Consider the following 24620-nt stretch of genomic DNA (forward strand, 5'->3'; position numbering starts at 1 on the left):
CCAAACCCGGGGCGGTTCAGCCCGTCTGTGGTTGGTCGAGGCCGCCGCCGCGGGCACGCCGCGGATGCGGGTCAAGATGACCGAGGCGCTCAGCCTGGCCAAGCTGTTCGACCCCGTCGAGTTCGACTGGGCGCTGGGACACGCCGCGGTCCATGGCCGGTTCGCCGAAGCAGACCTCTGTTCGATCCTGGACCACCACGCCCGGCAGCCCGGCACCGGTGAGCACCGTGCCAGCGAGGAGTCCTCGCTGACCCAGGGCACCGCCGCGTGGGCACGGCTCGGCCAGCGATCCACCGCGGACAGCGACGGCGAGGTGGCCCGATGACGACCAGGAGCCCCATCAGCACCGCGCCGCCGTTACCGGTCGAGTTGGAGGAGCTGCTGCGCAAGCTGCGGCTGCCGCACATCCGTCGTCACGCCCCGAGGTCGTCGCGACCGCGAAGGCCCAGCGGTGGGAACCGGCTGAGGTTCTCAAGGCGCTGTTCGCTGAGGAGGTCGCTGGCAGAGAACGCTCCGCCCTGGCCACCAGGCGGGCGGCCGCGGGGTTCCCGACCGGGAAGACCTTCAATGCGTGGCAGCCCGAGATCTCCTCGATCCCGGCCCCGACCCAGCAGGCCATGCGGACCTTGGAATGGGTCCACCGGCGAGAGAACCTCGTGGTGTGCGGGCCGTCAGGGACCGGGAAGACGTTCCTGCTGGAGGCGCTCGGGCAGCAGGCCGTCGAACAGGGACTCAACGTCGCCTGGTTCACCCTGGAAGACCTCGGGGTCCTGCTGCGCCGCCACCGTGCCGACGACACCGTGTCGAAGGCGATCGCCCGGGTCCTGCGTGCAGACCTCGTGGTGGTCGATGACATCGGCCTGCTGCCCGTCGCCGCCGATGCCGCCGATGCCGCCGAAGGGCTCTACCGACTCGTCGACGCCGCATACGAGAAACGCTCCGTCGCGATCAGTTCGAACCTGCACCCGTCCGGATTCGACGAACTGATGCCCAAGACGCTGGCCACCGCGACCGTCGACCGGCTGCTGCACCACGCCCACGTCTGCCAGACCAGCGGAGACAGTGTGCGACTTACTCAAGCACTCGCCGGCCAAGGGGTGAGCCCGTTGAGCTGACTACCCTGGTCGGTGGTGGCCACAGCCCCCTGGGCAGATCCCATGGCCACCACCTGGCAGTTCTCGTGGCCGTCAGCGGGCAGGTTTCATATCCGCCCCCGGGCAGTTCCTACTGTCCCTTGACATTCGTCACGGCGGTCACCCTAGGCGCGCTGTCAATCGGCCCTGACTCACAATGCGGAGGGTGCGGCACGAGGCATGACATCAAAGGGGCGTCTCGGACGTGGTTCTGAGGCTCCTCTCCGTCATGCCTGATGCCTGGGTGAGCTGAGGGGCGGAGTCGACCGTCGTACGTCTCAGACGCGGCATCCAGTTTCAGTGTCCAGGCACCGCGATTCAGTTCACGCGGCTATCGACGGGCCTTCTCGACCCGGGGACCCGCCTCCAACGTCTCGAAGGGCGGTCTCTCAGCCGTGACGACTCGACGCTCGGTCCACGTGCGATCACGCCCAAGTCGCGGCAGAACGATCTCGTCGGGCTGTTGCAGGCGACGGCGGCGATCCGCTACGGCCAGGATCTCGGTGGCCATAGCACCAAGGTCGTGCAGGTTCTGGTGGGAGTGCGCCCGATGCCCGAGGTCTACCTGCGCGATGGCATTCACCCCGTGTCGCGACTCGGTATCGAGGAGGGTCGCAAGCTCCACGCCATACCCGTAGGGGATCGACAGGGAGGCGAGGTGCGATCGCCGGGTGGCCCACTCACCGGCCAAGGGCTGAACGACGCACGACAAGGAGGGTCGGTTCAGCGCCAGCCAGGGGCGCGCCACCAGCTCCGTCACCCGACCCCCTTCTGACGAGATCCCATCGCCCATGTCGAGGATTCGATCGTAGAACCCCTTCACCAGCAACGAGTCCGGGTCCGAGAGCAACGGGCCGAGGAGGGCGGAGACGAAGTGCGTGCCCCAGCCAGTCAGGTCTGCGTCGATGAAGACGACGATCTCGGACGACGTCACGAACTGCGACTTCCAGAGGGCTTCGCCCTTGCCGGCCCTCACCCCCAGATCGGGCCTGATGTCTTCGACTGACCACACCGTGGCGCCTGCGGCGCGGGCCACGCTGGCGGTCCGGTCGGAGGATAGCGAATCGAGGACCAGGAGCTCATCCACGAGGCCAGACAGGTCGTTGGCAATCTCACCCACGACCTGACCAACCGTCTGCTGCTCGTCCCGCGCCGGGATGACCACAGCGATCGTCGTCGACTCCTTCAGCGACAGCAGTCGCGCCAGCGGCCAGTCCTGCGTTGATGACGTGTTGCGCGCGAACCACCCTTGGTGCACAGGGTTCATGCCGCGGCCGAGAGCCTGAGCCGGTCCGGCAGCCGGTAGTCGGGCAAGAGGTCTGGATCCCATCAGCGACTCGACCGTGGCAATGACGTCCTGCACAAGGGCCTCTCCCATCCACAGCAAACTGCATCCGCTTACTCATTATGCTGCATCACGGCGCGGGGGCGGGGCAGCAGCAGCGTGGGGGTCATCGGGTGCGACGGGGGGAGCTGGCCAGCCCCACCTCTCGGAGCGTCCCGTATGTCGAAGTCCGCCCGGAGTCCGCGTCCCGGTCCCTGTTCCCTGCGGCACCCAAGCCGAAAGCGCCCTGCACCGAGCGCGCACGAAGGCGACCTGGAGGTAGGTCTTCTCCTGGTCAAGAGCTGGAGAAGGGACTCGAACCCTCAACCACCTGTTTACAAGACAGGTGCGCTACCGATTGCGCCACTCCAGCGGGATGGCGGCGGCTCCGTCGCGCGGCGGGCTCCGTCATACCTGCCGTCAGATCCTAGTCGGGTCGCCCGACGTGCCCTAAACGACGTCCCGAACGCCGCACTCGCACCCCGCAGCGAGGGCGTCTCGCCCTGCAGCACGAGACAGGCGAGGCACCAGCGCAGGTGCAACCGTCGGCGAGGGCGTCTCGCCCTGCAGCACGAGACAGGTGAGGCGTCAGCGCAGCACGTGCGTCCGGGCATGACGGAGGGCCGGCATCCCCCTCGGAGATATGCCGGCCCTCGATGTCACGGGCTGGGGCAGGGCGTGCGCGACGCCCCGCGATCAGCGGCGGACGTAGACGCGCACGTAGTAGCGCTTGCCCGAGCGGGTGTAGCGCTTCTTGAGCACGTAACGCTTCTTGGCGACGTAGCGCTTCTTCTTGACGACGCGCTTCTTCTTGACGACCTTGCGGACCGTGGAGCGGGAGGCCGGAGCGGCGCCGCCGCGGGTCAGGCCGGCGCGACGGGAGCAGACGGGCCAGGCGCCCGGGCCCTGGCCGGCGAGGACGCGCTCGGCGATGGCGATCTGCTGGGCCTTGGAGGCGCGGTTGGCGGTCGGGGCGTAGGCGCCACCGCCGTAGCCGAGCCAGGTGGAGCGGGAGAACTGCAGGCCACCGTAGTAGCCGTTGCCCGTGGCGATGTTCCAGCGACCGCCGGACTCGCAGGCGGCAACCTTGTCCCAGGTGCCGACGGAGGCGGCGTTGGCGGAGCCGGCGGCGGCGATGCCGCCACCCATCGCGAGGGCGGCCGTGGTGAGGCCGACGGTGGCGATGCGCTTGACGCGCTTGGGCACGCCGGAATGACGGGGGGTGTAACGCATGGGGGGAGTTCCTCTCCTGACGACGCCTGTGAAGTGAGCTGTCGGGTTCGGGCGGTCAGGTGCCCGGCCGCTGCTGCGGCTTCACCCCAAGACCCGCGAGGCGGGTCGAATTGGGTCCTCCACTGTCATCCTGCGCTCGGAGCTGGTGTGTCCGACGGGGTTGCCCTCTGGATGACGCTCGGCGTAGGGGGCATGCGCTGCTGAATTTCGGGGGTATGTAGTTGTGCCCGAGACGGAGAGGTTCTCTCCGCGACAAGCCGCCGGGCCCGGAGGGGCGGCGGCGACGTCAAGGAGGACTCTAGGGCCCGTTATACGTTCGAGACAAACCACAGGTTCGACTCAGGCTTCGGTGGTGGTCGCTCACAGTGACCAATCGCCCCCGTGATGGTCCGCTCTAGTCCCGGATGTCCCCTTGTTTCCGTTACGTACGGTGCGTCTTTGTGGGATGCGTCACATCTACGTCGTGAGCGTGTCAGTTCGCGTCGGAAACCACATGTTCGGACGCGCACAAGCGTGTGGGGGTCGACCCGATCGGGTCGACCCCCACACGTGAGGTGATGCGTGCCTGAGGCTCGCGTCAGCTGGCCGGGGCCATGAGCTTGGCCCAGGTGACCGGACCGGGGTAGCCGCTCACGTCGGAGCCGCTCCAGCCCAGGGACTTCTGGAAGGCCGCGACCGCCGCCTTGTCCACCTGGGTGAACGTCGGGCCCGCGCCGACCTTGTAGAAGCTGCCGAAGCCGTGCGCCTGCAGGCGCTTGCCCAGCAGGGTCACCGCGGCGTCCTTGTCGCCCAGCACGAACGCGCTGGCGCCGGGGTAGGACGAGGCCGAGCCCTGCGAGGTGGCCTTGGTGGTCGAGCGCTTGGTGGTCGCGCGCTTCGGCGCGGCCTGCTCGACGACCTTCTTGGAGGTGGAGCGCTTGGTGCTGCGCGGCTCCGAGGAGGACACGACCTTGCGCTCGGTGGAGCGCGAGGCGCGCGAGGTCGTGGCCGGGCTGCTGCTGTCGGCGCCGCCGCCGCTGCGGGTCAGACCCGCCTTGCGGGAGCAGACGGGCCAGGCGCCGGGGCCCTGAGCGGCCAGGACGCGCTTGGCGACCCGGATCTGCTCGGCCTTGGACGCCGAGGCGGCCGAGCCGGAGCCGCCGTAGGCGCGCCAGGTGCTGCCCTTGAACTGCAGCCCACCCTGGTAGCCGTTGCCGGTGTTGATGGACCAGTTGCCGCCGGACTCGCAGGCAGCGACGCGGTCCCAGACGCCGTCTGCGGCCTGAGCGTTGCCGGCGGTGGCGATGCCGCCGCCGACGGTGAGGGCAGCGGTGGCGAGGCCCGTCGTGGCCCAGCGGGCGGTGCGACGGGTCGAGGAGATGGCGTGACGAGGTGCGTAGCGCACAGAGATCCTTTCCTGACGACGCCTGTGAAGTGAGCTGTCGGGTTCGGACGGTCAGGTGTCCGGCCGCAGTAGCGGCTTCACCCCAAGACCTGCTCGCGCAGGTCGGCACACGCTGCTCTCGCAGCTCGTGAGTGGGTCCTCCACCAGCACCCCAGGACCCGGACGATGGATGGTGTCCGGCGACGATGCCCGTCGGGTGCTGCTCGGCGCAGCGGGCATGTCCTACATGTGAATTCGGGTCTATACAGTTGTGCCCCGAGACGGGGGATGGCCCCCGCGACACACCTCGACCGGGTCCTGCGGACGTCGGCCTACGGCGCTCGTCGACCATAGGCACGTCGCGCCGGCGATCCCAAACCCAGGCCCCCGTCTCGGCGTGTTTACCCCCCACCTGGTGGATCGGGACGACGACGTCTCCACCCCACCTGGACGCCGACCAGGGGTGTTATCACCCGCGCGGCGCCGGCTCGGACCTCAGAACTGCCAGTCCACCGTGCGGCCGGTCAGCGGGTCGCCCTGCAGCGGCCACCACACCGGCACGCCGTGCCGCAGGAGCGCCCACAGCCCCAGCCCGAGCACGGCGGCCACGAGCAGCGCCGTCACGATCTCCCGGGTGAGCTGCCCCGGGGTGAGGCCTCGCATGAGCATGCGCGAGCCGCGTCGCAGCGACACCCCGCCCGCGCCCCACCAGCAGGACCAGCACCCCACGAGGGCTCCGACCGCCAGCGGCACGGCCCCGGTCGGCGCCTGCGGGACACCGACGAGCGAGCTGCCCAACGACACCGCGAACATCACGGCCACGGTCACGAGGATCCCGAGCAGCCCGGTGGCGAGCGTACTCACGGCGGCGGCCAGCAGCTGGAAGGGGCTGCGGGCGACCGCCACCGCGACGTCGGTCCCGCGCGCCCCGCCCGCCTCGTGGCGCCGCAGCACGGTCGCGGTGACCGAACGGTCGACCGTGCGCGCCAGCACCGACCACACCAGCGCCAGCCCCACGGCGATCATCGGCCAGGTCGTAGCCAGCGCCGCGACGGCTCCGGTGAGGCCGATCAGCTGGGCCGTGCGGGCCGGCTTGCCGACGCGCGGGTCTCCCACCGGCACCGGCGGCCGCTGGTCCTGACGGGGCTCCAGGCCGTATGCCGATCCCCCGGCGCCAGGCGGGGTCGTCGCAGCAGCGGGAGGGAAGGTCTGGGCGACGGGCTGGCCCGCGGGGTGGACCGAGGCAGCAGGACGCGACGGCGCCAGGCTCGGCGGTGCCGAGGCCGGCGGCGCCATCCGCGGCGTGCGACGGATCGGTGCGTAGGGCGACGCTCCGGCGAGAGGCCGACCCGCCTGCCCCTCGCCTGCCAGACCCGCGGCGAGCCCTGCCGCACCGCCGGCGGCACCACCCAGCGGGACGGCCGGCATCACGCGCGTCGACCCCTGGCGCGGTGGCTGCTGTCCCGCGAGCTCCGTTCGGGCAGCGAGGGACTCGGTGGGCGGCGCGATGGTCTGGGTCACGGCGGGGAGCACCTCGGTGCGGCCGCTCGGGCCGGTCGCCAGGTGCGGGGCCTCCCCGTGCGCGAGCTGCTCCAGGGCAGCCAGCACCGTGCCTGCCGACGGCCGGTGGGCGGGGTCGGGCGCGAGCGCCGCGGCCAGCAGCGGTCGCATCCGCTCGTCGACCCCCGTGAGGTCGTGCTGCCCGGACCGCACGCGGTCGAGGATGACGTCGACCCGGCCTCGCCCGAACGGCGGGGCGCCGGTGGCGGCATACGCGAGGGTGGACGCCCAGCCCCACCAGTCCGTGGCCTCGGTGACCGGCGCGCCCTCGAGCACCTCCGGGGAGAGATAGCCGGGGGTCCCCATGACGAGCCCGGTGCTGGTGAGCCGCACGTCGTCCGCGACGTGCGCGATGCCGAAGTCGATGACCACCGGGTCGTCGTCGACGACCAGCACGTTGCCGGGCTTGAGGTCGCGGTGGACCACACCGGCGGCGTGGATGGCGCCGAGCGCCTCGTGCAGCCCGCGCGCCAGGCGCAGCAGGGCCTCGCCACGGAACGGTCCGTGAGCGGTGACGTAGTCGTCGAGCGGCGGCCCGGGCGCGTAGCGCGTCACGATGTAGGGCCGCGCCCCCTCGGGATCGGCGTCGAGCACCGCAGCCACGCGGGGGTGCTGCACCCGCTCCAGCGTCGTGACCTCGCGCGCCAACCGGGCCCGCGCGTCGGGGTCACCGGCGATGTGCGGGCGCAGGGCCTTGATGGCGACGGCCCGGCCCGCGCGGTCCAGGCCGAGATAGACGACACCCATGCCGCCCTCCCCCAGCAGGCCGGCCAGGCGATAGGGACCGAGGGTGTCGTAGGCCGCGGGCAGCCCGGCGGGCGGCGTGGTCGACGACGTGCTCATGCCCTCCACGGTACGTGCTCGTGGTGAACCGTCGCTGAGACCACCCGCCGCCCGGGGTGACGGTCCGGCTACTACTGGCTGCTACTGGTTGATGTAGCCGACCAGGTGGTCGCGCTCGTCCTGCAGCTGGCTGATCCGGTGCTTGACCACGTCGCCGATGGTGACGATCGCCGCGAGCCGGCCGTCCTCGATGACGGGGACGTGGCGGATGCGGCGCGCGGTCATCGACCCGGCGAGGTCCTCGATCTCGTCGCCGAAGGAGCAGGTGTGCACCTCGACGGTCATGATCGTGGAGACCGGCTCCTGCAGGACCCCGGCCCCGGACCGGCCCAGGTGCCGCACCACGTCGCGCTCGCTGACGATGCCGGAGACGCTCGTGCCGTCGTCGCTGACGACGACCGCGCCGATGTTGTGGTCGGCGAGGAGCGTGAGCAGCTCGCCGACGGTGGCGTCCGGTCGCATGGTGACGACGTCGGAGCCCTTGGACTTGACCACGTCGGAGATCTTCATGTCGAGACCCTAGGCCCCTGCCCCCGCGCGCGCCAGAGGGACCCCCGCCTAGAGTGGCACTGCGCCGGGTAGGTGCAGGACCGGCGTGCCCGTCGGCCCGTCATACGACACCCGGCCCGCACGCCAGGATGCCCAGGCGCACCACGACGACCCGGGCGACACCAGAGGAGCTGATCGCACCATGGCGGACACCGCCGCACGGTACGACTTCGTGATCGCAGCCAACCGCCTCCCCGTGGACCGCGTCGTCGGCGAGGACGGGCAGGTCGAGTGGCACCGCAGCCCCGGCGGCCTCGTGACGGCCATGGAGTCCGTCATGAGCGGGCGCGACGGTGTCTGGGTGGGGTGGGCCGGCGAGCCCGGCGAGGCGCCGGAGCCCTTTGACGAGGCGGGCATGCGGCTGCATCCCGTGCCCCTGTCCGAGGACGAGATCCAGGGCTACTACGAAGGATTCAGCAACGACACGCTGTGGCCGATCTATCACGACGTGATCGTCCCCGCCCAGTTCCACCGCAAGTGGTGGCATCAGTACCGCGAGGTCAACGAGCGGTTCGCCAAGACCCTCGCCGAGGTCGCCGAGGAGGGCGCGACGGTCTGGGTGCACGACTACCAGCTGCAGCTCGTGCCGGCCTTCCTGCGTCAGCTGCGACCGGACCTGCGGATCGGCTGGTTCGACCACATCCCCTTCCCGCCGGTCGAGCTGTTCGGACAGCTCCCCTGGCGCCAGGGGATCCTCGAGGGTCTGCTCGGCGCGGACTTCCTCGGCTTCCAGCGCCCCGGGGACGCCGAGAACTTCCTGCGCGCCTGCCGTCGCTACCTCGGTATGACGGTCAAGGGTGACGTCATCCACGTCGGCAAGGCGACCGGCGGGCACGACGTGCGCGCCGCCGCGGTGCCGATCTCGGTGGACTTCTCGAGCATGGACGAGCTGTCCCGCCGCCCCGAGATCAAGAAGCGTGCCAAGGAGATTCGCGAGTCGCTCGGCAACCCGAGCGCGCTCCTGCTCGGCATCGACCGGCTCGACTACACCAAGGGCATCCGGCACCGGCTCAAGGCCTACGAGGAGCTCCTCAAGGACGGCTCGCTCGACGGCGCCGACACGACCTTCATCCAGATCGCGACGCCGAGCCGCGAGCGCATCGACGCCTACATCGACCTGCGGGAGCACGTCGAGGGCGCGGTGGGGCGCATCAACGGCAACTACTCCGCGATCGGCTCCCCCGCCATGGAGTACCTCCACCAGGGCTACGGCCGCGAGGAGCTCGCCGCACTCTTCCTCGCCGCGGACGTGATGGTCGTGACGCCGCTGCGCGACGGCATGAACCTCGTTGCCAAGGAATACATCTCGTGCCGCCACGACAACGGCGGGGCGCTGCTGCTCTCGGAGTTCACGGGCGCCGCGGAGGAGCTGCGCGAGGCCTTCATGGTCAACCCGCACGACGTCATCGGCCTCAAGCGCACGATCATGGACGCCATCAACTCCTCCCCCCAGGAGCGCTCGCGCCGCATGAAGGCCCTGCGTCGCCGGGTCCGCCGCAACGACGTGCAGCACTGGGCCTCTGCCTTCCTCGACGCCCTCGAGGCCGCCCCGCACAAGCCGTCACGGCACGGGCCGCAGACCGAGCAGGCGCAGCGGCGCGAGCAGGAGGAGCGGGCCCAGCGCGAGGAGGACGCCCGTGGCGCCCAGGCCGCGCGCGAGGCGGAGCGTCGGTCCGAGCGGGACGAGCGCGACGAGCGGGACGAGCGCGACGAGCGCGACGGCAACGGCCGTGACGGCAAGGACGGGCGCTGACGATGGACGCACAGCTGCAGTCAGCGATCGACGAGCTCGCCTCTCGCGCAACGATCGTCGTGGCGACGGACTTCGACGGCGTCCTGTCGCCGCTCGTCGAGGACCCCATGGCGGCCCGCCCCCTGCCCGGCACGGTGGAGGCGCTGCGCGCCTTGGCTCGTATGCCGAGAACCACGGTGGCCGCCGTCTCCGGACGGGACCTCGAGACCCTCGGCGCCCTGACCGGCCTGGTTGACCTCCCGGACGACGAGCGCGTGGTGCTGGTCGGGAGCCACGGCGCCCAGACCTCGCGCCCCGAGGCCGGCGTCCATGCGCTCAGCGACGCCCAGACCATGGCCCTGCGGGCGCTCGACGCGGCGCTGACGGCGATCGTCGAGGCCCACCCGGGCACCCGCATCGAGCGCAAGCCCGCCGCGGTGGTCCTGCACACGCGCGGCGTCGAGCAGTCGGTGGCCGACTCGGCCACCGCCGACACCGTGGCCATGGCGTCCCAGCACTCCAAGGCCCACGTCATGCCCGGCAAGTGCGTGGTCGAGCTCTCGGTCGTGGACAGCGACAAGGGCTCTGCCCTGGTCGATCTCGCGGCGTGGTGCGGAGCGGACGCGGTCTACTACGCCGGCGACGACGTGACCGACGAGCGGGCCTTCGCCCGGCTCGGCGACGCCGACCTGACCCTCAAGGTCGGCGAGGGCGACACCGTGGCCCGGCACCGCGTGGCGTCACCGCAGGAGGCCGCCGAGGTCCTGGAGGCGTTGGTCGAGGCGCGGGCCCGTCATACGGCCTGAGCCCCTCCCCCAAGCTCCCCAAGGCCCCAGATCGTGAGGGTTTCCTCCAAGAATCGTGGAGGAGACACTCACGATCCTGCAGGAGCGGGACCTGCAGGGGGGCGGCGCGCGGCCGGGGCCGTCGAGGCGCGGACGACCAGCTCCGGCTGGAAGAGGTACTCGGTGCGCGGCACGGGGTTGCCGGCGATCTCGTCGAGCAGCGAGCGCACCGCGGCCTCCCCCATCGTCACGACCGCCTGGTGCACGGTGGTGAGCGGAGGGTTGGTGAAGGCCATCAGCGCCGAGTCGTCGTAGCCGATCACGGAGACGTCCTCGGGGACCCGCAGCCCGCGGGCCCGCGCCGCGCGGATCGCCCCGAGCGCCATCAGGTCCGACCCGCACACGATCGCCGTGCACCCCTTGCCGATCAGTCGGGTCGCGGCAGACGCACCGCCCTCGACGCTGAACAACGTGGCCTCGATGAGGGAGTCGACGTCGGTGCGGCCCAGCTGCCTCGCCATCACCGCGCGGTAGCCCTCGATCTTGCGGATCACCGGGACGTAGCGCTCGGGACCGACGGCGAGACCGATCTCGGTGTGCCCCAGCTGGATCAGGTGGGTGAGCGAGAGCTCCATGGACGCCACGTCGTCGTTGGACAGGAACGGCGCGTCGATCCCCGGGTAGTAGCCGTTGACGAGCACCAGCGGCAGCCCGGCGTCGCGCAGCCGCTGGTAGCGGTCCGGGCTGGTCGTCGTGTCGGCGTGCTGCCCACTGGCCACGATCATCCCGGCGACGCCGCGGTCGAGCAGCATCTCGGTGTAGTCGTCCTCGTGCATGCCGCCGGGCGTCTGGGTGCACAGCACCGGGGTGTAGCCGTGCACCGCGAGCGCCGTCTCGATGATCTGCGCGAGGACGGGAAAGATCGGGTTGTCGAGCTCGGGGACGATGAGGCCCACGAGGCCGGCCGTCTTGCGCCGCAGCTGCAGCGGCCGCTCGTAGCCCAGCACGTCCAGCGCCGTCAGCACCGACTGACGCGTCGACTCCGCGACGTAGGGCTTGTTGTTGAGGACACGGCTGACCGTCGCCTCGCTCACCTTGGCGTGAGCGGCGATGTCCACCAGGCGTGGTGGTCGCATGTGGTCTCCCTCGAGGACGGTCAGTCGGGTGGGTGCCGGCGTCGTGACGGCCCGCGTCACCAGGGCGTCTCCGGAGCTCCGGGCCAGACCCACACCGACACCCCCGGCCCGTCCGCCGCGAGGGTGATCGTGCCACCCTCGCGACCCAGGCGGGTGCCGTATGCCGCGACCGCCGCCTCGACGCCGGGGAGGTGACGCGTCGAGAGCCGGATGGGGGCGTGGGCGCCCCTGGACACGTGCACCAGGGCCGTCTGGTCGGGGTGCTCCCGCAGGAAGGTCAGCGAGTCGCCGTCGGCGTGGACCCACCGCAGACCACCTCGGCGCAGCGCCACGTGGTCGACCCGCAGGCGCACCAGTGCCTGATAGGCCTCGAAGATGTCTGTGTCCCAGCAGGACTCGTCCCACGGCATGGGTCGGCGTCCGTCCTCGCCCGAGTCACCCTCCATGCCCACCTCGTCCCCGTAGGTGATCATCGGGATGCCCGGCATCGTCAGCAGCAGCCCGGCCGCGGCGACCACCTGCCGGGCGTCCTCGCCGACGAGGGTGCGGACACGAGTGGTGTCGTGGCTCCCGAGCAGGGTGAAGGAGTGGGCGCGCACGGTCCAGGGGGACTGCGCCATGAAGTCGTCCACCGTCTCGCGGACGGCCTCGCCCCCGAGCCGGGGCACCCTGAGCGGAGATCCGAGGAACTTGGGGGCGAATCCCTTGTCCCGCAACCAGGTCCACACGGGCCGCGTGAATCCCGCGTAGTTCATCGCACCGTGCCACCCGTCCCCACGGATGTCGGTGCTGAAGTCGTGGACGTGCTCACCGACCAGGAGCGACCCCGGCGCGGCCTCGTCCACGGCCCTGCGCATCTCGCGGGCCACGGCGTGGTTGTGGTCCTGGGCGCCGTGACGTCCGGTCATGTTGGCGACGTCGACGCGCCACCCGTCCAGGGCGTAGGGCTGCGCCAGCCAGCGCCGCACGACGCCGTCGGGGTCGACGAGCACGCGACGCCACAGCTCGTCGCTGTCGTAGTTGAGCTTGGGCAGCGACGGGACGCCCAGCCAGGAGACGTAGCCGCCGTCGTCGCCCCACAGGTAGAACCAGCGCTCCGGCGAGTCGGGCTGCGCCACAGCGGTCTCGAACCACTCGTGCCGAGCGCCGGTGTGATTGGTCGTGAAGTCCCCGAGGACGCGCAGGCCGCGCCGGTGGGCCTCGAGGGTGAGCCGGGCCAGCGCGTCGTCGCCGCCCAGCAGCGGGTCCACGTGCTGGAAGGTGTCGGCGTCGTACCGGTGGTTGGACCGTCCGGGGAAGAAGGGGGTCAGGTAGAGCACGTCCACGCCGAGGCGCTCGAGGTGGTCGAGATGCTCGCGTATGCCGTCCAGGTCGCCACCGTAGAGCTGGTCGCCGATGATGCGACGGTCCCGCGTGACCGGCTCCTCCCAGCGGGCGGGGACGGCCCACTCGGGCGTGGGGCGCGCGTCCGCCCCGGCGGACCGAGCGAAGCGGTCGGGAAAGACCTGGTAGACGACGGCGTCGAGCGCCCACTCGGGCGGCGGGGCGTCGGTCGCGACCAGGCGGAAGTCCGCGGCGTCCGGGACGTCGCGGTCGTGCAGACCCGTGCCGTTGAGCCACTGGTAGCCGGCGGGTCCGCCGGAGAGCAGGAAGCGGTAGCCCGTCACGGGGTTGTGGACGACCACCTCGGCCTGCCACCACGTCTCGTGCTCGTCCTCGTGGACCACGACAGCGTCGACGTAGCGGCTCTCACCGTCGGGGGTGGTGCGGACGTGCACCGTCGTGACGCGGTCCGAGGCGTCCTCGGGCGCTGGCACCCGCAGCCGGATCTGGACCGTCTGGCCGAGCGCCGGGGCCTGGGTGGACACGTACAGCGGTGAGCCGTCGTGGTGGGGCTGGTCGAGCAGCCCCACCACGACGGTGTCCTCGGTGAGGGCCCGGGTCACTTCACCGAGCCCTGGGTGAGGCCGCCGACGAGCTGCTTCTGGAACAGCGCGTACAGAGCCATCACGGGAAGGGAGCACAGCAGCGAGCCGGCGGCGAAGAAGCCGAACTTCTCGTTGGCGTCACGTCCCTTGGACAGGGCGCGGAGCCCGACGGCCAGGGTCTGGTTGTCGACGTCCGTCAGGAAGACGCTGGCGAGCATGAACTCGCCGAACAGTCCGACGAAGGTGATCATGAACACCGTCACGAGGATCGGCATGGCCAGGCGCAGGATCATCGTGAAGAAGACCCGCGCGTGGCTGGCGCCGTCCACGATCGCCGCCTCGTCCATCTCCTTGGGCACCGTGTCGAAGTAGCCCTTGAGCAGCCACACGTTGCCCATGGCCCCACCGAGGTAGGCCAGGATGAGGCCCCACGAGGTGTTGAGCCCGAACTCCGGCATGACGTCGGAGATCTTGGCGAAGGTGATGTACATCGCCACGAGCCCGAGCGTCGCGGGAAAGAGCTGCAGCAGGAGCAGGCCGAGCATGCCCTCACGACGCCCGCGGAAGCGCATGCGCGAGAAGGCGTACGACGCGCACGCCGAGATGAAGGTGCACAGGAGCGCGCCGACACCGCAGATCAGCACCGAGTTCTTGAACCAGCTCCAGTAAGGACGGCTCGGGTCCGCGCCGAGGGACTTGAAGTTCTCCAACGAGAAGTGTCGCGGGATCAGGTCCGACGAGGCCAGCTGGCCCGACGGGTTGAGGGCCGCGGAGACGAGGAACAGGATCGGGAACAGCGCCCAGACGAGGGCGATGATGCCGAGCACGTGTCGCCACCACTGGGACCCGCCCTCGGCCCCGCCTGCCCGCGGCTTGGTGAGCTGCTGCTTCTCCTCCGGGGGGAGGGTGGCCGCCACCGGGCCGCGGACGTCTCCCACGCCGGCCGTGCTGTTCGTTCCGGGGTTCAGCTGGCTCATCACTGCACCTCTTCCAGGGACTTGGTGGCGCGGAACCCGGGCAGGGCCTGGATCGCCACGAGCGCGAAGATCACGACGGCCACGGCGGATGCGAGACCGTAGTTGGGGGCCGCGCCCGAGAAGGCCAGGCGGTAGGCGTACGTCACGAGCAGGTCGGTGCTGCCCATGCCCGCGCTGCCCCCCTCGAAGGGACCGCCCTCGGTGAGCAGGTAGATGAGGGTGAAGTTGTTGAAGTTGAAGCCGTAGGACGCGATCAGCAGCGGTCCCACGGCCACCATCAGCAGCGGCATGGTGATCCGCGTGAGGGTCTGGAAGGAGCCTGCCCCGTCGATCTTGGCGGCCTCCTTGACGTCGCTCGGGATCGACTGCAGCGCACCGGTGCACAGCAGGAACATGTACGGGAAGCCCAGCCACAGGTTGGTGATCAGGATGGCGACCTTGGCCCAGAACCCGTCCCCGATCCAGTCGATGTTGAGGCCGGTCAGGGTGTTGATGAGCCCGTAGTCCTGGTTGAACATGCCTCGCCACAGGAGCGCGGTCACGAACACGGGGATGGCGTACGGGAGGATCAGCAGGGTGCGGTAGACCGCCTTGCCCTTGAGGTTGGGCGAGTTGAACAGCAGGGCGATCAGCATCCCGAGGACGAAGGTGGAGATGACCGTGCCGCCCGCGAAGATGATGTTCCAGACGAACATCTTGAGGAACCCGGAGCGCATAGTGGAGTCGCTGAAGATCGTCGCGTAGTTCTTGGTACCGACGTTCTCCTGCCAGCCCTGGGAGAAGGACTGGCCGGAGCCGTCGGTCGCGACGTACTTGCTGTCCTGGGGCTTGTAGGTCAGCTTGCTCTTGGTGTCCGTCAGCGTGTCCGAGGCGGCGTCGTAGGTGATGGTCGCCCGGCCCTCGTACGCCGCCGAGAGACCCTGCATCTTGATGCCGCTGCCGTCCTTGCTGGGGACGGCGAACTGGCCGAGGTCCTTGGACCGCGCGTTGGCCTGCCGGCCCGTGAGGACCGTGTAGCCCTTGGCCTTCGTGATCTTGCCCAGCGCCGACTTCTCGACGTCGCTGTCGGCGAGGTCCGTCAGACCGTTCACGTCGCCGACGACGCTCTTGCCCTGCGGGTCCGTCAGCAGGAGGGACAGGGCGCCCGTCGTGGGGTCCGTGCCCTCCTTGACCGCCACGCTGGCCTTGTAGCGGGTCGAGCCAGGCACGACCTGGACGGAGTTGGCGACGATCTGCTTGACCGCCTCGTCCTTGGTGCCGAGGTGACCGTCACCGTAGTTGGTGAAGGACACCATGATCGTGAAGATGATGGGCCACACCTGCAGCGCCAGCAGGCAGAGCATTCCGGGGAGCAGGTACTTCATGGGCACGGCACGGCGGGTCGCGTAGACCGCGAGGATGCACAGGCCGACGAAGGCCACCGTGCTCACGCCGAGCCACATGCCCTGGGCCGACATGCGCGTCGCGATCCAGAAGACGAGCGCCATCGCCAGCGCGATGCCACCCCACTTCAGGACCAGCGCGGGGGCCGAGGTCCGAGACATAGGAGGGTCCTAACCAGTACGTCGTCGTAAAGGGGGTGGTGCAGGCATGCCGGCCCGCAGGGCGCGAGCCGGCATACCTGTCATGCGGGGCTCGGTCAGCCCTTGGCGATGTTGGTGGTGATCTCCTTGGCAGCGGCGTCCAGGCGAGCCTTGGGCTGGGCCTTGCCGGAGATGATGTCGGCGGTGGCGAGGCCGAAAGGCTCCCACACGGCGTTCATGGCCGGGATGTTGGGCATCGGAGCGCCGTCCTTGCCCGCCTCGAACCACGCCTTGATGTCCGGGTTGGACGCCGCGACCTCGTCGTAGGCCTCCTTGAGGGCCGGCGGGCGCTGCCCGGCCTCGAAGAGCGCCAGCTGGAGGTCCTTGCGCGGCACGTAGTTGGTGACGAACTCCTGCGCCATCTGCGCGTTCTTGGCCTTGGCCGAGACGTAGAACATCTGGACCCCGCTGAACGGCTTCATCGCGCTGCCGCCCTCGAGGGACGGGAGGTTCGAGATGGCGTACTTGACGCCGGCCTTCTTGGCGGGGGGGACCGACCAGGGGCCGGTGATCATGAACGGCACCTTGCCGGTGCCGAACAGCTGGTCCATGTTGGTGTCGTCGACGTTGGTCGACAGGACCTTCTGCTGGCCGAGCTTGGCGAGGACCTCGCCGCCCTTGACCGAGCCGGCGCTGTTGACCAGGACCTGCTTGGGGTCGTAGTCGCCGTTGGCGCCCTTGGCGAAGATGCCACCACCCTCGAAGGCCGAGAGGTAGGGGTAGGAGTAGTAGGCGTTGCCCTTCTTGCCCACGAACTGGATGAGCGGCTGCGTCGCCTTGCCGGCCTTGACCAGCTCCTGGCCCTTGGCGACGAGCTCGTCCATGGTCTTGGGGGCGTCGGGGGCGAGCGCGGTGTTGCGCAGCAGGCCGATGTTCTCGATGGCGTAGGGGACGCCGTAGATCTGGTTGTTGAACTTGGTGCCGGCCATGGCCTGCGGCAGGAACTTGTCCTGGGTGGCCTGGTCGAGCTGGATCGGGCTCACGGTGCCGTTCTGCACGAGCTCACCGGCCCAGTCGTGGGCGCCCACGACGATGTCCGGGCCCTTGCCCACCTTGGTGGCGTCCTTGAACTGCTGGCGGGTGTCGGTGGCGATCTGGACGGCGACCTTCACGCCGTTCTCCTCGCCGAAGGCCTGCGCGTACTTGGTGACGGCGGGGGCGCGGTCGGCGTCGGACCAGATCACGAGGTCGGCGTTGGCGTCGCGCGCCGCGTCCTTGGTGCTCATCGTGGTCGGTGCGGCGGCCGTGGCACCAGCGCTGGACGAGGCGGAGGCCGAACCGGCAGGCGTGGTGCTGGACGAGGTCGTGGTGGCGCCACCGCCGCCACAGGCGGTCATGAGCAGAGCTGAGGCACCGACGACGGCGACGGGCCCGAATGCACGCTTGTGCATGTCATCTCCCTTGATGTTGGTCTCACGCGAAGTGCGCGTTGGCAAGATCTTGCAGCATCGCCCGGTGGTTTGCAAGAAGTTGCAGGGAACCCGGGTCTAGAACGGTCCTAAACCGTTGCAGCCCCCTAGATCAGGGTCAGAGCAGGTCGACAGAGCTGCAACCTGTTGCATACTGGCCCGAGCGACAACGACGTCCGCCACCTCATCGGCAACGCCGGATCGCCTCCTGGAGCCCGCCGGGTTCCAGGACCCCCTTTACAACGGATCGTCCGGCACGTTCCTGCCGGTGAAGGAAGGCAGACCATGGCAACGGTCAAGTTCGACAACGCAACCCGTCTCTACCCGGGCAACGACAAGCCCAGCGTGGACCGGCTCAACATCGACATCGAGGACGGCGAGTTCCTCGTCCTCGTCGGTCCCTCCGGATGCGGCAAGTCCACGTCGCTGCGCATGCTCGCCGGCCTCGAGGAGGTCAACGGCGGCAAGATCTGGATCGGCGACCGCGACGTCACCAACCTTTCCCCCAAGGACCGCGACGTGGCGATGGTCTTCCAGAACTACGCGCTCTACCCCCACATGAGCGTCGCCGACAACATGGGCTTCGCGCTCAAGATCGCCGGCGTCGACAAGGGTGAGATCCGCAAGCGCGTCGAGGAGGCCGCCAAGATCCTCGACCTCGAGCAGTACCTCGAGCGCAAGCCCAAGGCCCTGTCCGGTGGCCAGCGTCAGCGCGTGGCCATGGGCCGCGCCATCGTCCGCAACCCGCAGGTCTTCCTCATGGACGAGCCGCTGTCCAACCTGGACGCCAAGCTGCGCGTCCAGACCCGCACGCAGATCGCCTCGCTGCAGCGTCGCCTCGGCGTCACCACCGTCTACGTCACCCACGACCAGGTCGAGGCCATGACGATGGGCGACCGCGTCGCGGTCCTCAAGGACGGCATCCTGCAGCAGTGCGACTCCCCGCGCCGCATGTACGACCACCCGGACAACGTCTTCGTCGCCGGCTTCATCGGCTCCCCCGCCATGAACATCATGGAGGTCCCGGTCGCCGACGGTGGGGTCCGCCTCGGGCAGCACACCACCCCGGTCCCCCGCGACGCGCTCAACGACGCCGGCCGCAAGGTGATCATGGGCGTCCGTCCCGAGGACCTCGAGCTGTCCAACGAGGGCCTGCCCGTGACCGTCGACGTCGTCGAGGAGCTCGGCGCGGATGCCTACGTCTACGGCTCCACCGACGACGCCCACGGCTCGGGCCAGATCATCGCCCGCGTCGACGGCCGCCGCCCCCCGATGAAGGGCGAGCAGGTCTTCTTCGCGCCCAAGGCGGACCACATCCACCTGTTCGACAGCGAGTCGGGCCTGCGCCTCAACGACTGACCCACCTCAGGTAGTCACATCCACCCGAGCTAGCACGCCAGGCGGATGTGACCGACCCAGGCGGATCCCCAGCGCGAGCGGCGGTCACCCCACAGCGGGGCGGCCGCCGCTCGCGGCAGTCGACCCTACGGTCAGGGCGCCGGGGTGAGGGGCTTGTCCTTGAACCACGGCTGGGCGGCCTTTGTGTAGGTCCCGTCCCGCTTGGCGATCGCGAGCCAGCCGTCCACGACCTCCTCCCAGACGACGTCGCCCTGCGGCAGGAGATAGCCCTTCTGGGAGAAGTCGAAGGGCTTGTCGGGGTGCACCGCGCACAGCCGCGCACAGCTGCGGGTGCGTCGACGCCACCCACACCGTCTCGGAGGCGTCCGTGGTCATGACGTCGGCCCGGCCCGCGATGATCTCGTCGAAGATCGTGTTGTTGTCCTTCCACCGGATGATCCTCCCCTGCGGGTAGTGCTTGACCGCGAACTTCTCGTTGGTGCCGCCGATGGGTGTGATCGACCGGACGCCGGGCCTGTTGATCTCCGCCACGGTGTCGTAGTTGGCGACCTTGCTGCACAACGTGATCGGCGTCTTGCCCTCGGTCAGCAACGGCTCGGTGAAGAAGGCCTGCTGCAGCCGGTCGGTGCTGATCGAGATGCCACCCATCCCGGTGTCGCACCGAGCCGTGAAGTCCGGCATGAGCGTCTTTCACGTCGTCGGGACCCACTCGACCTTGACGCCGAGCCGTGCGGCCAGGTCCTGCGCCATGGTCACGTCGATGCCGCTGTAGGCACCCGTCCGTGGGTCCTTGTAGGTGAAGGGGCGGTAGGCCCCGGTGGTGCAGACGCGCACGCTGCCTCACGGATGCGAATCACGGTGGCCCTCCTCGGCATACGGCGGTGTGTGCCGTTGAACCTAGACCCCCCGGTCGCGCCGCGACGAGGCTCGTCTCGCCCGCCAAGATGTGGCAACCGACGCCGGACCGGGTGTTCTGCCACGATGGGGGGATGGCGCTCGAGATCACCGCGGTCCGCCCCGACCCCGCCCTGCTGGACCTGCCCTGGTCCACCCCCCTGGAGGACTGGCCCGAGGAGCGGCTGGCTGCGCTCCCCCGCGGCATCTCCCGGCACATCGTGCGGTTCTTGCGCGCCCCCGAGGGCGTGATCGCGATCAAGGAGATCAAGGACGAGATCGCGTTCCGCGAGTACCACATGCTCCGTGCGCTCAACCGGCTCATGATCCCGTGCGTGCGCCCCTACGGCGTGGTCAGCGGACGGGTGGGCGCCGACGGCGAGCCCCTCGACTCCTGCCTGATCACCCACCACCTGCAGTACTCCCTGCCGTTCCGCGCGCTGTTCAGCCAGACCCTGCGCCCCGACACCGCGACCCGCCTCATCGACGCCCTCGCCGTGCTGCTCGTGCGCCTCCACCTGCAGGGCTTCTGGTGGGGCGACGTGTCGCTGTCCAACACGCTCTTCCGGCGCGACGCGGGGGCCTTCGCGGCGTACGTCGTCGACGCGGAGACGGGCGAGCTGCGCGACCGGCTGTCCGACGGGCAGCGCGACCACGACCTCGACATCGCCCGGGTCAACATCGCCGGCGAGCTGATGGACCTCGAGGCCGGCGGGCTGCTGCCCGAGGGCAACGACCCCGTCGAGATCTCCAACCAGATCATGGCCCGCTACACCCAGCTGTGGCACGAGCTGACGGGCGTCGAGTCCTACAACGTCGGCGAGCGGTGGCGCGTCGACGAGCGGATCCGACAGCTCAACCAGCTCGGCTTCGACGTGGACGAGCTGGCCATGTCCACCGACATCGACGGGACCACGCTGCGCATCCAGCCCAAGGTCGTCGACGCCGGTCACCACAGCCGCCGCCTCCTGCGCCTGACGGGTCTCGACGTCGAGGAGAACCAGGCCCGCCGCCTGCTCAACGACCTCGACGCCTATCGCGCGGCGCTGGACGTGCAGGGCGAGGACGAGGCCATCACCGCCACGCGCTGGCTCAACGAGATCTTCCTGCCGATCACCCGCGCCATCCCCGCCGACCTGCGCGGCAAGCTCGAGCCCGCCGAGCTCTTCCACGAGCTGCTCGAGCACCGGTGGTACCTCTCCGAGCGCAACGGCCACGACGTGCCGATCGGGCAGGCGATGGCCGACTACATCCTGACGATCCTGCCGACCAAGCCGGTCGAGGAGACCGTCGTCGGCGTCGACACGGTGGAGATGCCGGTCGTCGCGCACCTGGACGACTGACTCGTCACAGATCGTGATCACCTGGGGGCATTCACGCACGAGGGGCGCCCTGCCGGTCCTATGCTTCGCGTGAAGCCATCACGAGGAGTGATCATGACCGACAACAGCAACAACCCGTATGCCGGACCGCCCGCCGGCTCGACGCCGTCAGGCTCGTCGCCGTACGGCGCCACCACGCCCGAGCCTTCGGCCTACGGCCAGGCAGGGGCGTACGGGCAGGCCCCCGCCGATGGGGAGTCCCACTCCTACGGGCAGGCCCCGGCATACGGGCAGGTCCCGGCATACGGCCAGGGCTCGGGTCCGACGGCGACGGCGGCGCTGGCGCCCTGGGGCAAGCGTGTGCTCGCCTCGGTGCTCGACGGACTGCTGACGCTGCCCGGCGCCCTCCTCATGACGATCGGCGCCGGCGTGATGGCCAGCGGGTCGGGCACCTCGACCGTCGACCCCACGACCGGTGAGATCCTGACGACCGGCGGCGACCAGGGCATGATCACGACCGGCCTGGTGCTGGTGGGCGTCGGCTGGCTGCTGGCGCTGGTCATCCAGATCTACAACCGCTGGGTGCGCGGCGGGCGCGGCCAGTCCTGGGGCAAGAAGGTCGCCGGGACCTGGCTGGTCTCCGAGCGCACCGGCCAGCCGATCGGCACGGGCATGGCCTTCGTGCGAGACCTGGCGCACTACCTCGACAGCCTGCCGCTCTACCTCGGCTACCTGTGGCCGCTGTGGGACGAGCGACGCCAGACCTTCGCCGACAAGATGTGCGGGACCGGCGTCACGACCGTCCCGCCGCGCCAGTCGTAGCGGCCGCGCACCACGGCGCAGCACGTCGCACCACACAGATCAGCCGGCCTTCGTCACACCCGCCTGGGGGACGAAGGCCGGCTGCTGTGACTGCCGGGGGTAGGTCAGCGGGTGGCGGCGCGCTGGCGGGCGATCTCGTAGAGCGTGACGCCGCAGGCGATGCCGGCGTTGAGCGACTCGTTGCCGGACGCCATCGGGATCGACACGATCTGGTCGCAGGTCTCGCCCACGAGACGCGACAGGCCCTTGCCCTCGGACCCCACGACCACGACGAGCGGCTGGTCGGCGAGGTCCAGCTGCGGCAGCTCGACGTCCCCGTCCATGTCGAGCCCGATCACGAAGTAGCCCTGCTTGCGGTAGTCCTGCAGGGTGCGAGTCAGGTTGGTGGCCTGCGCGACGGGGACGCGGGAGGCGGCACCGGCGGAGGTCTTCCACGCCGAGGCGGTCATGCCGACGCTGCGACGCTCGGGGACGACCACCCCGTGGCCGCCGAAGGCCCCGACCGAGCGGATGATCGCGCCCAGGTTGCGGGGGTCGGTGATGCCGTCGAGCGCCACCACGAGCGGGATCCCCGGCGTCTGCGGGTCGACGAGCTCGGAGGGGTGGCGGTAGTCGTAGGGCGGGATCTGCAGCGCGAGCCCCTGGTGCACCGCGCCGTCGGTGAGCCTGTCCAGCTCGCCGCGGGGCGTCTCGAGGATGGGGATGTTGCGCTCGGTCGCGATCTTGAGGGCCTCGCGGACCCGGTCGTCGGAGTCGATGCGGCTCGCGACATAGACCGTGCTGGCCGGGATGTCCGCGCGCAGGGCCTCGAGGACCGAGTTGCGGCCCGCGACGGTCTCGGTGCTGGTGCGGTTGCGGCGACCGCCGTGACCACCGGCACCGCCGCGACCGCCGCCGGCCCCACCGGTGCCCGGGCGACCACCCGCGGCACCCGAGGCGCCGGCCTTGGCGGCACGCTGCGCCTGCTTGTAGGCCTTGTGGTTGGGACGCTCCTCGGCCTTGGGCGTGGGGCCCTTGCCCTCGAGCGAGCGGCGGCGCTGGCCGCCGCTGCCGACGGAGGCGCCCTTGCGGGAGGCGCCCTTGCGCATCGCGCCGCGGCGCTGGGAGTTGCCTGGCATGGGATCAGTCCTTGGTGTCGGTGTTGCCGGTGGGGCCGGTGGTGCCCGCGGCGGCGGGGCGGGCCAGGGTCCAGCGCGCCCCGGACGGCGAGTCCTCGACGAGGATCCCGGCGGCCGTCAGGTCGTCACGGATGGCGTCGGCCGTGGCGAAGTCCCGCTCCTTGCGGGCCGCCGCACGGCGGTCGAGCTGCGCCTGGACGAGGACGTCGAGGGCGGAGCGCGCCACGTCGCCCTCGCCACCGCTCGCGTCCCAGTGCGGGTCGAGGGGGTTGACGCCGAGCACGTCCGTCATGGCCATGACCTGCGCCGCGAGACGTCGGGCCAGCTCACGGTCGCCGTCGTCGAGCGCGGTGTTGCCCGCCCTGACGGTGTCGTGGACGACGGCCAGGGCCCCGGAGACCCCGAGGTCGTCGTCCATCGCCGCGCGGAACTCGGCGGGGAACGGCTCGGCGGGCGCGTCCGGCATACCGTGCTCGACCGCACGACGCAGGAAACCCTCGATCCGCTCGACCGCCGCCTCGGCCTCGGCCAGGGAGCCCTCGTGGAACTCGATGGTGGAGCGGTAGTGCGCGGCCCCGAGGTAGTAGCGCAGCGCGAGCGGCCTGGTCTGGCGGGCGATCTCGGTGACGATCAGAGAGTTGCCGAGCGACTTGCTCATCTTTTCGCCCTGGACGGTCACCCAGGCGTTGTGCATCCAGTAGCGCGCGAACCCGAGCCCGGCCGCGTGCGACTGGGCCTGCTCGTTCTCGTGGTGCGGGAAGCGCAGGTCGACGCCGCCGCCGTGGATGTCGAACTCGTCGCCGAGGTACTTGCGAGCCATCGCGGAGCACTCGAGGTGCCAGCCGGGGCGGCCCGTGCCGTAGGGCGTCGGCCAGCTGGCCGTGGCGGGCTCGCCGGCCTTCCACCCCTTCCACAGGGCGAAGTCGCGCGGGTCGCGCTTGCCGCGCGGGTCGGCGTCCTCGGCAGCCTCCATGTCGTCGATCGACTGGCGGGTCAGCGCGCCGTAGGCCGGGAAGGACCGCACGTCGAAGTAGACGTCACCGCTGCCGTCGGGCGCCGCGTAGGCGTGGCCCTTGTCGACGAGGGTGTCCATCAGCGTGACCATCTCGGGGACGTGCCCGGTCGCGCGCGGCTCGTAGGTCGCGGGCAGCACGCCGAGCAGGTCCAGGGCCTCGGAGGTCTGGCGCTCGTGGTCATAGGACCAGGCCCACCACTCGGCGCCGTTCTCGGCGGACTTGCGCAGGATCTTGTCGTCGATGTCGGTGACGTTGCGCACCAGGGTCACGTCGTAGCCGTGGCCGGCGGTCAGCCAGCGCCGCAGGATGTCGAACGCGACGGCGAAGCGCACGTGACCGATGTGGGGGGCGCCCTGGGTGGTGAGGCCACAGATGTAGATGCCGACCTTGCCCTCGTGCAGTGGCTGGAACTCGCGCAGCTCGCGCGTGGCGGTGTCGTAGATGTGGAGACTCACCCGCCCCATGCTACCGGCGGCAGGCGTGGGGCCTCGCCTCCAGCGGACCTGCCCGAGGTAGTCACGTCCGCCCGGGTTG

Annotated in this window: 20 protein-coding genes, 1 tRNA gene, 1 pseudogene and 2 riboswitches; of the genes and pseudogenes, 7 read left to right on the plus strand and 15 right to left on the minus strand. The window is 70.3% G+C overall.

What is annotated here, in order from left to right:
* Positions 1-325 (plus strand): annotated as a pseudogene (locus tag B2P18_RS06115) (IS21 family transposase); the annotation flags it as partial.
* A gap of 154 nt (positions 326-479) precedes the next feature.
* Complete coding sequence (locus B2P18_RS06120; protein ID WP_286957073.1) at positions 480-1115, plus strand: ATP-binding protein; 636 nt, start codon at positions 480-482, stop codon at positions 1113-1115.
* Between the two features lie 349 nt (positions 1116-1464).
* On the opposite strand, the gene B2P18_RS06125 is transcribed toward B2P18_RS06120, so the two are convergent.
* The 6 genes from B2P18_RS06125 to B2P18_RS06150 form a co-directional block, all read right to left on the minus strand.
* Positions 1465-2511 carry a glucosyl-3-phosphoglycerate synthase gene (locus B2P18_RS06125; RefSeq protein ID WP_286956897.1) on the minus strand — a complete coding sequence of 349 codons (1047 nt, stop codon included), beginning with the start codon at positions 2509-2511 and terminating at the stop codon, positions 1465-1467.
* A 246-nt stretch (positions 2512-2757) separates the two neighbouring features.
* Positions 2758-2830: transfer RNA gene (locus B2P18_RS06130), tRNA-Thr, on the minus strand.
* Positions 2831-3153: 323 nt separating this feature from the next.
* Positions 3154-3690: a transglycosylase family protein gene (locus B2P18_RS06135; protein ID WP_286956902.1), complete on the minus strand. Its 537-nt coding sequence runs from the start codon at positions 3688-3690 to the stop codon at positions 3154-3156.
* An 8-nt stretch (positions 3691-3698) separates the two neighbouring features.
* Positions 3699-3842: riboswitch (cyclic di-AMP (ydaO/yuaA leader) on the minus strand.
* Positions 3843-4267: 425 nt separating this feature from the next.
* A complete protein-coding gene (locus tag B2P18_RS06140; protein WP_286956905.1) occupies positions 4268-5074 on the minus strand; it encodes a transglycosylase family protein in 807 nt (268 codons plus the stop codon).
* 4 nt (positions 5075-5078) lie between these two features.
* A riboswitch (cyclic di-AMP (ydaO/yuaA leader) is annotated at positions 5079-5266 on the minus strand.
* 282 nt (positions 5267-5548) lie between these two features.
* On the minus strand, positions 5549-7456 hold the full coding sequence (locus B2P18_RS06145; RefSeq protein ID WP_156911209.1) for a serine/threonine-protein kinase: 1908 nt from the start codon (positions 7454-7456) through the stop codon (positions 5549-5551).
* Positions 7457-7537: 81 nt separating this feature from the next.
* Positions 7538-7966 carry a CBS domain-containing protein gene (locus B2P18_RS06150; protein WP_286956909.1) on the minus strand — a complete coding sequence of 143 codons (429 nt, stop codon included), beginning with the start codon at positions 7964-7966 and terminating at the stop codon, positions 7538-7540.
* Positions 7967-8147: 181 nt separating this feature from the next.
* On the opposite strand from B2P18_RS06150, the gene B2P18_RS06155 reads away from it, so the two are divergent.
* Together B2P18_RS06155 and otsB are read left to right on the plus strand one after the other, a co-directional pair.
* The gene (locus tag B2P18_RS06155; protein ID WP_286956924.1) at positions 8148-9758 is read left to right on the plus strand and encodes an alpha,alpha-trehalose-phosphate synthase (UDP-forming); all 1611 of its coding nucleotides are present in this window, start codon (positions 8148-8150) and stop codon (positions 9756-9758) included.
* A 2-nt stretch (positions 9759-9760) separates the two neighbouring features.
* On the plus strand, positions 9761-10543 hold the full coding sequence (gene otsB / locus B2P18_RS06160) for a trehalose-phosphatase (RefSeq protein ID WP_239261423.1): 783 nt from the start codon (positions 9761-9763) through the stop codon (positions 10541-10543).
* Positions 10544-10611: 68 nt separating this feature from the next.
* Here the strand turns inward: otsB and B2P18_RS06165 are convergent, their stop codons facing one another.
* The 5 genes from B2P18_RS06165 to B2P18_RS06185 all read right to left on the minus strand — a co-directional run bounded on the left by B2P18_RS06165 (position 10612) and on the right by B2P18_RS06185 (position 17537).
* The gene (locus tag B2P18_RS06165) at positions 10612-11658 is read right to left on the minus strand and encodes a LacI family DNA-binding transcriptional regulator (protein ID WP_286956938.1); all 1047 of its coding nucleotides are present in this window, start codon (positions 11656-11658) and stop codon (positions 10612-10614) included.
* 56 nt (positions 11659-11714) lie between these two features.
* Positions 11715-13604, minus strand: coding sequence for a glycoside hydrolase family 13 protein (locus tag B2P18_RS06170; protein ID WP_286956943.1), 1890 nt, complete (start codon positions 13602-13604; stop codon positions 11715-11717).
* The gene (locus B2P18_RS06175) at positions 13601-14563 is read right to left on the minus strand and encodes a sugar ABC transporter permease (RefSeq protein ID WP_286956951.1); all 963 of its coding nucleotides are present in this window, start codon (positions 14561-14563) and stop codon (positions 13601-13603) included. Before B2P18_RS06175 ends, B2P18_RS06170 begins: the two co-directional genes overlap by 4 nt.
* Entirely contained in the window at positions 14563-16107 is a 1545-nt protein-coding gene (locus B2P18_RS06180) for an ABC transporter permease subunit (RefSeq protein WP_029211021.1), read from the minus strand. Before B2P18_RS06180 ends, B2P18_RS06175 begins: the two co-directional genes overlap by 1 nt.
* Positions 16108-16202: 95 nt before the next feature.
* Positions 16203-17537 (minus strand): sugar ABC transporter substrate-binding protein, encoded by a 1335-nt coding sequence (locus B2P18_RS06185; protein WP_286956961.1) that lies wholly within the window; start codon positions 17535-17537, stop codon positions 16203-16205.
* A gap of 303 nt (positions 17538-17840) precedes the next feature.
* On the opposite strand from B2P18_RS06185, the gene B2P18_RS06190 reads away from it, so the two are divergent.
* A complete protein-coding gene (locus tag B2P18_RS06190; protein WP_029211023.1) occupies positions 17841-18914 on the plus strand; it encodes an ABC transporter ATP-binding protein in 1074 nt (357 codons plus the stop codon).
* A 131-nt stretch (positions 18915-19045) separates the two neighbouring features.
* Here the strand turns inward: B2P18_RS06190 and B2P18_RS06195 are convergent, their stop codons facing one another.
* Positions 19046-19219: a hypothetical protein gene (locus tag B2P18_RS06195; protein ID WP_240483952.1), complete on the minus strand. Its 174-nt coding sequence runs from the start codon at positions 19217-19219 to the stop codon at positions 19046-19048.
* 385 nt (positions 19220-19604) lie between these two features.
* On the minus strand, positions 19605-19748 hold the full coding sequence (locus tag B2P18_RS18875) for a transporter substrate-binding domain-containing protein (RefSeq protein WP_376783704.1): 144 nt from the start codon (positions 19746-19748) through the stop codon (positions 19605-19607).
* A 155-nt stretch (positions 19749-19903) separates the two neighbouring features.
* Between B2P18_RS18875 and B2P18_RS06205 the strand changes: the two genes are divergently transcribed.
* Together B2P18_RS06205 and B2P18_RS06210 are read left to right on the plus strand one after the other, a co-directional pair.
* A complete protein-coding gene (locus B2P18_RS06205) occupies positions 19904-21151 on the plus strand; it encodes a DUF4032 domain-containing protein (RefSeq protein WP_286956970.1) in 1248 nt (415 codons plus the stop codon).
* A gap of 93 nt (positions 21152-21244) precedes the next feature.
* Positions 21245-21952 carry an RDD family protein gene (locus tag B2P18_RS06210; RefSeq protein WP_239261408.1) on the plus strand — a complete coding sequence of 236 codons (708 nt, stop codon included), beginning with the start codon at positions 21245-21247 and terminating at the stop codon, positions 21950-21952.
* Between the two features lie 104 nt (positions 21953-22056).
* Here B2P18_RS06210 and rlmB read toward each other — a convergent pair whose 3' ends face one another.
* Complete coding sequence (gene rlmB, locus B2P18_RS06215) at positions 22057-23070, minus strand: 23S rRNA (guanosine(2251)-2'-O)-methyltransferase RlmB (RefSeq protein WP_286956977.1); 1014 nt, start codon at positions 23068-23070, stop codon at positions 22057-22059.
* A 4-nt stretch (positions 23071-23074) separates the two neighbouring features.
* The gene (cysS, locus tag B2P18_RS06220; RefSeq protein WP_050993281.1) at positions 23075-24541 is read right to left on the minus strand and encodes a cysteine--tRNA ligase; all 1467 of its coding nucleotides are present in this window, start codon (positions 24539-24541) and stop codon (positions 23075-23077) included.
* Positions 24542-24620: the final 79 nt, after the last annotated feature.

The organism is Arsenicicoccus sp. UBA2120 (assembly GCF_002330965.1).
Classification (GTDB): Bacteria; Actinomycetota; Actinomycetes; order Actinomycetales; family Dermatophilaceae; genus Arsenicicoccus; species Arsenicicoccus bolidensis.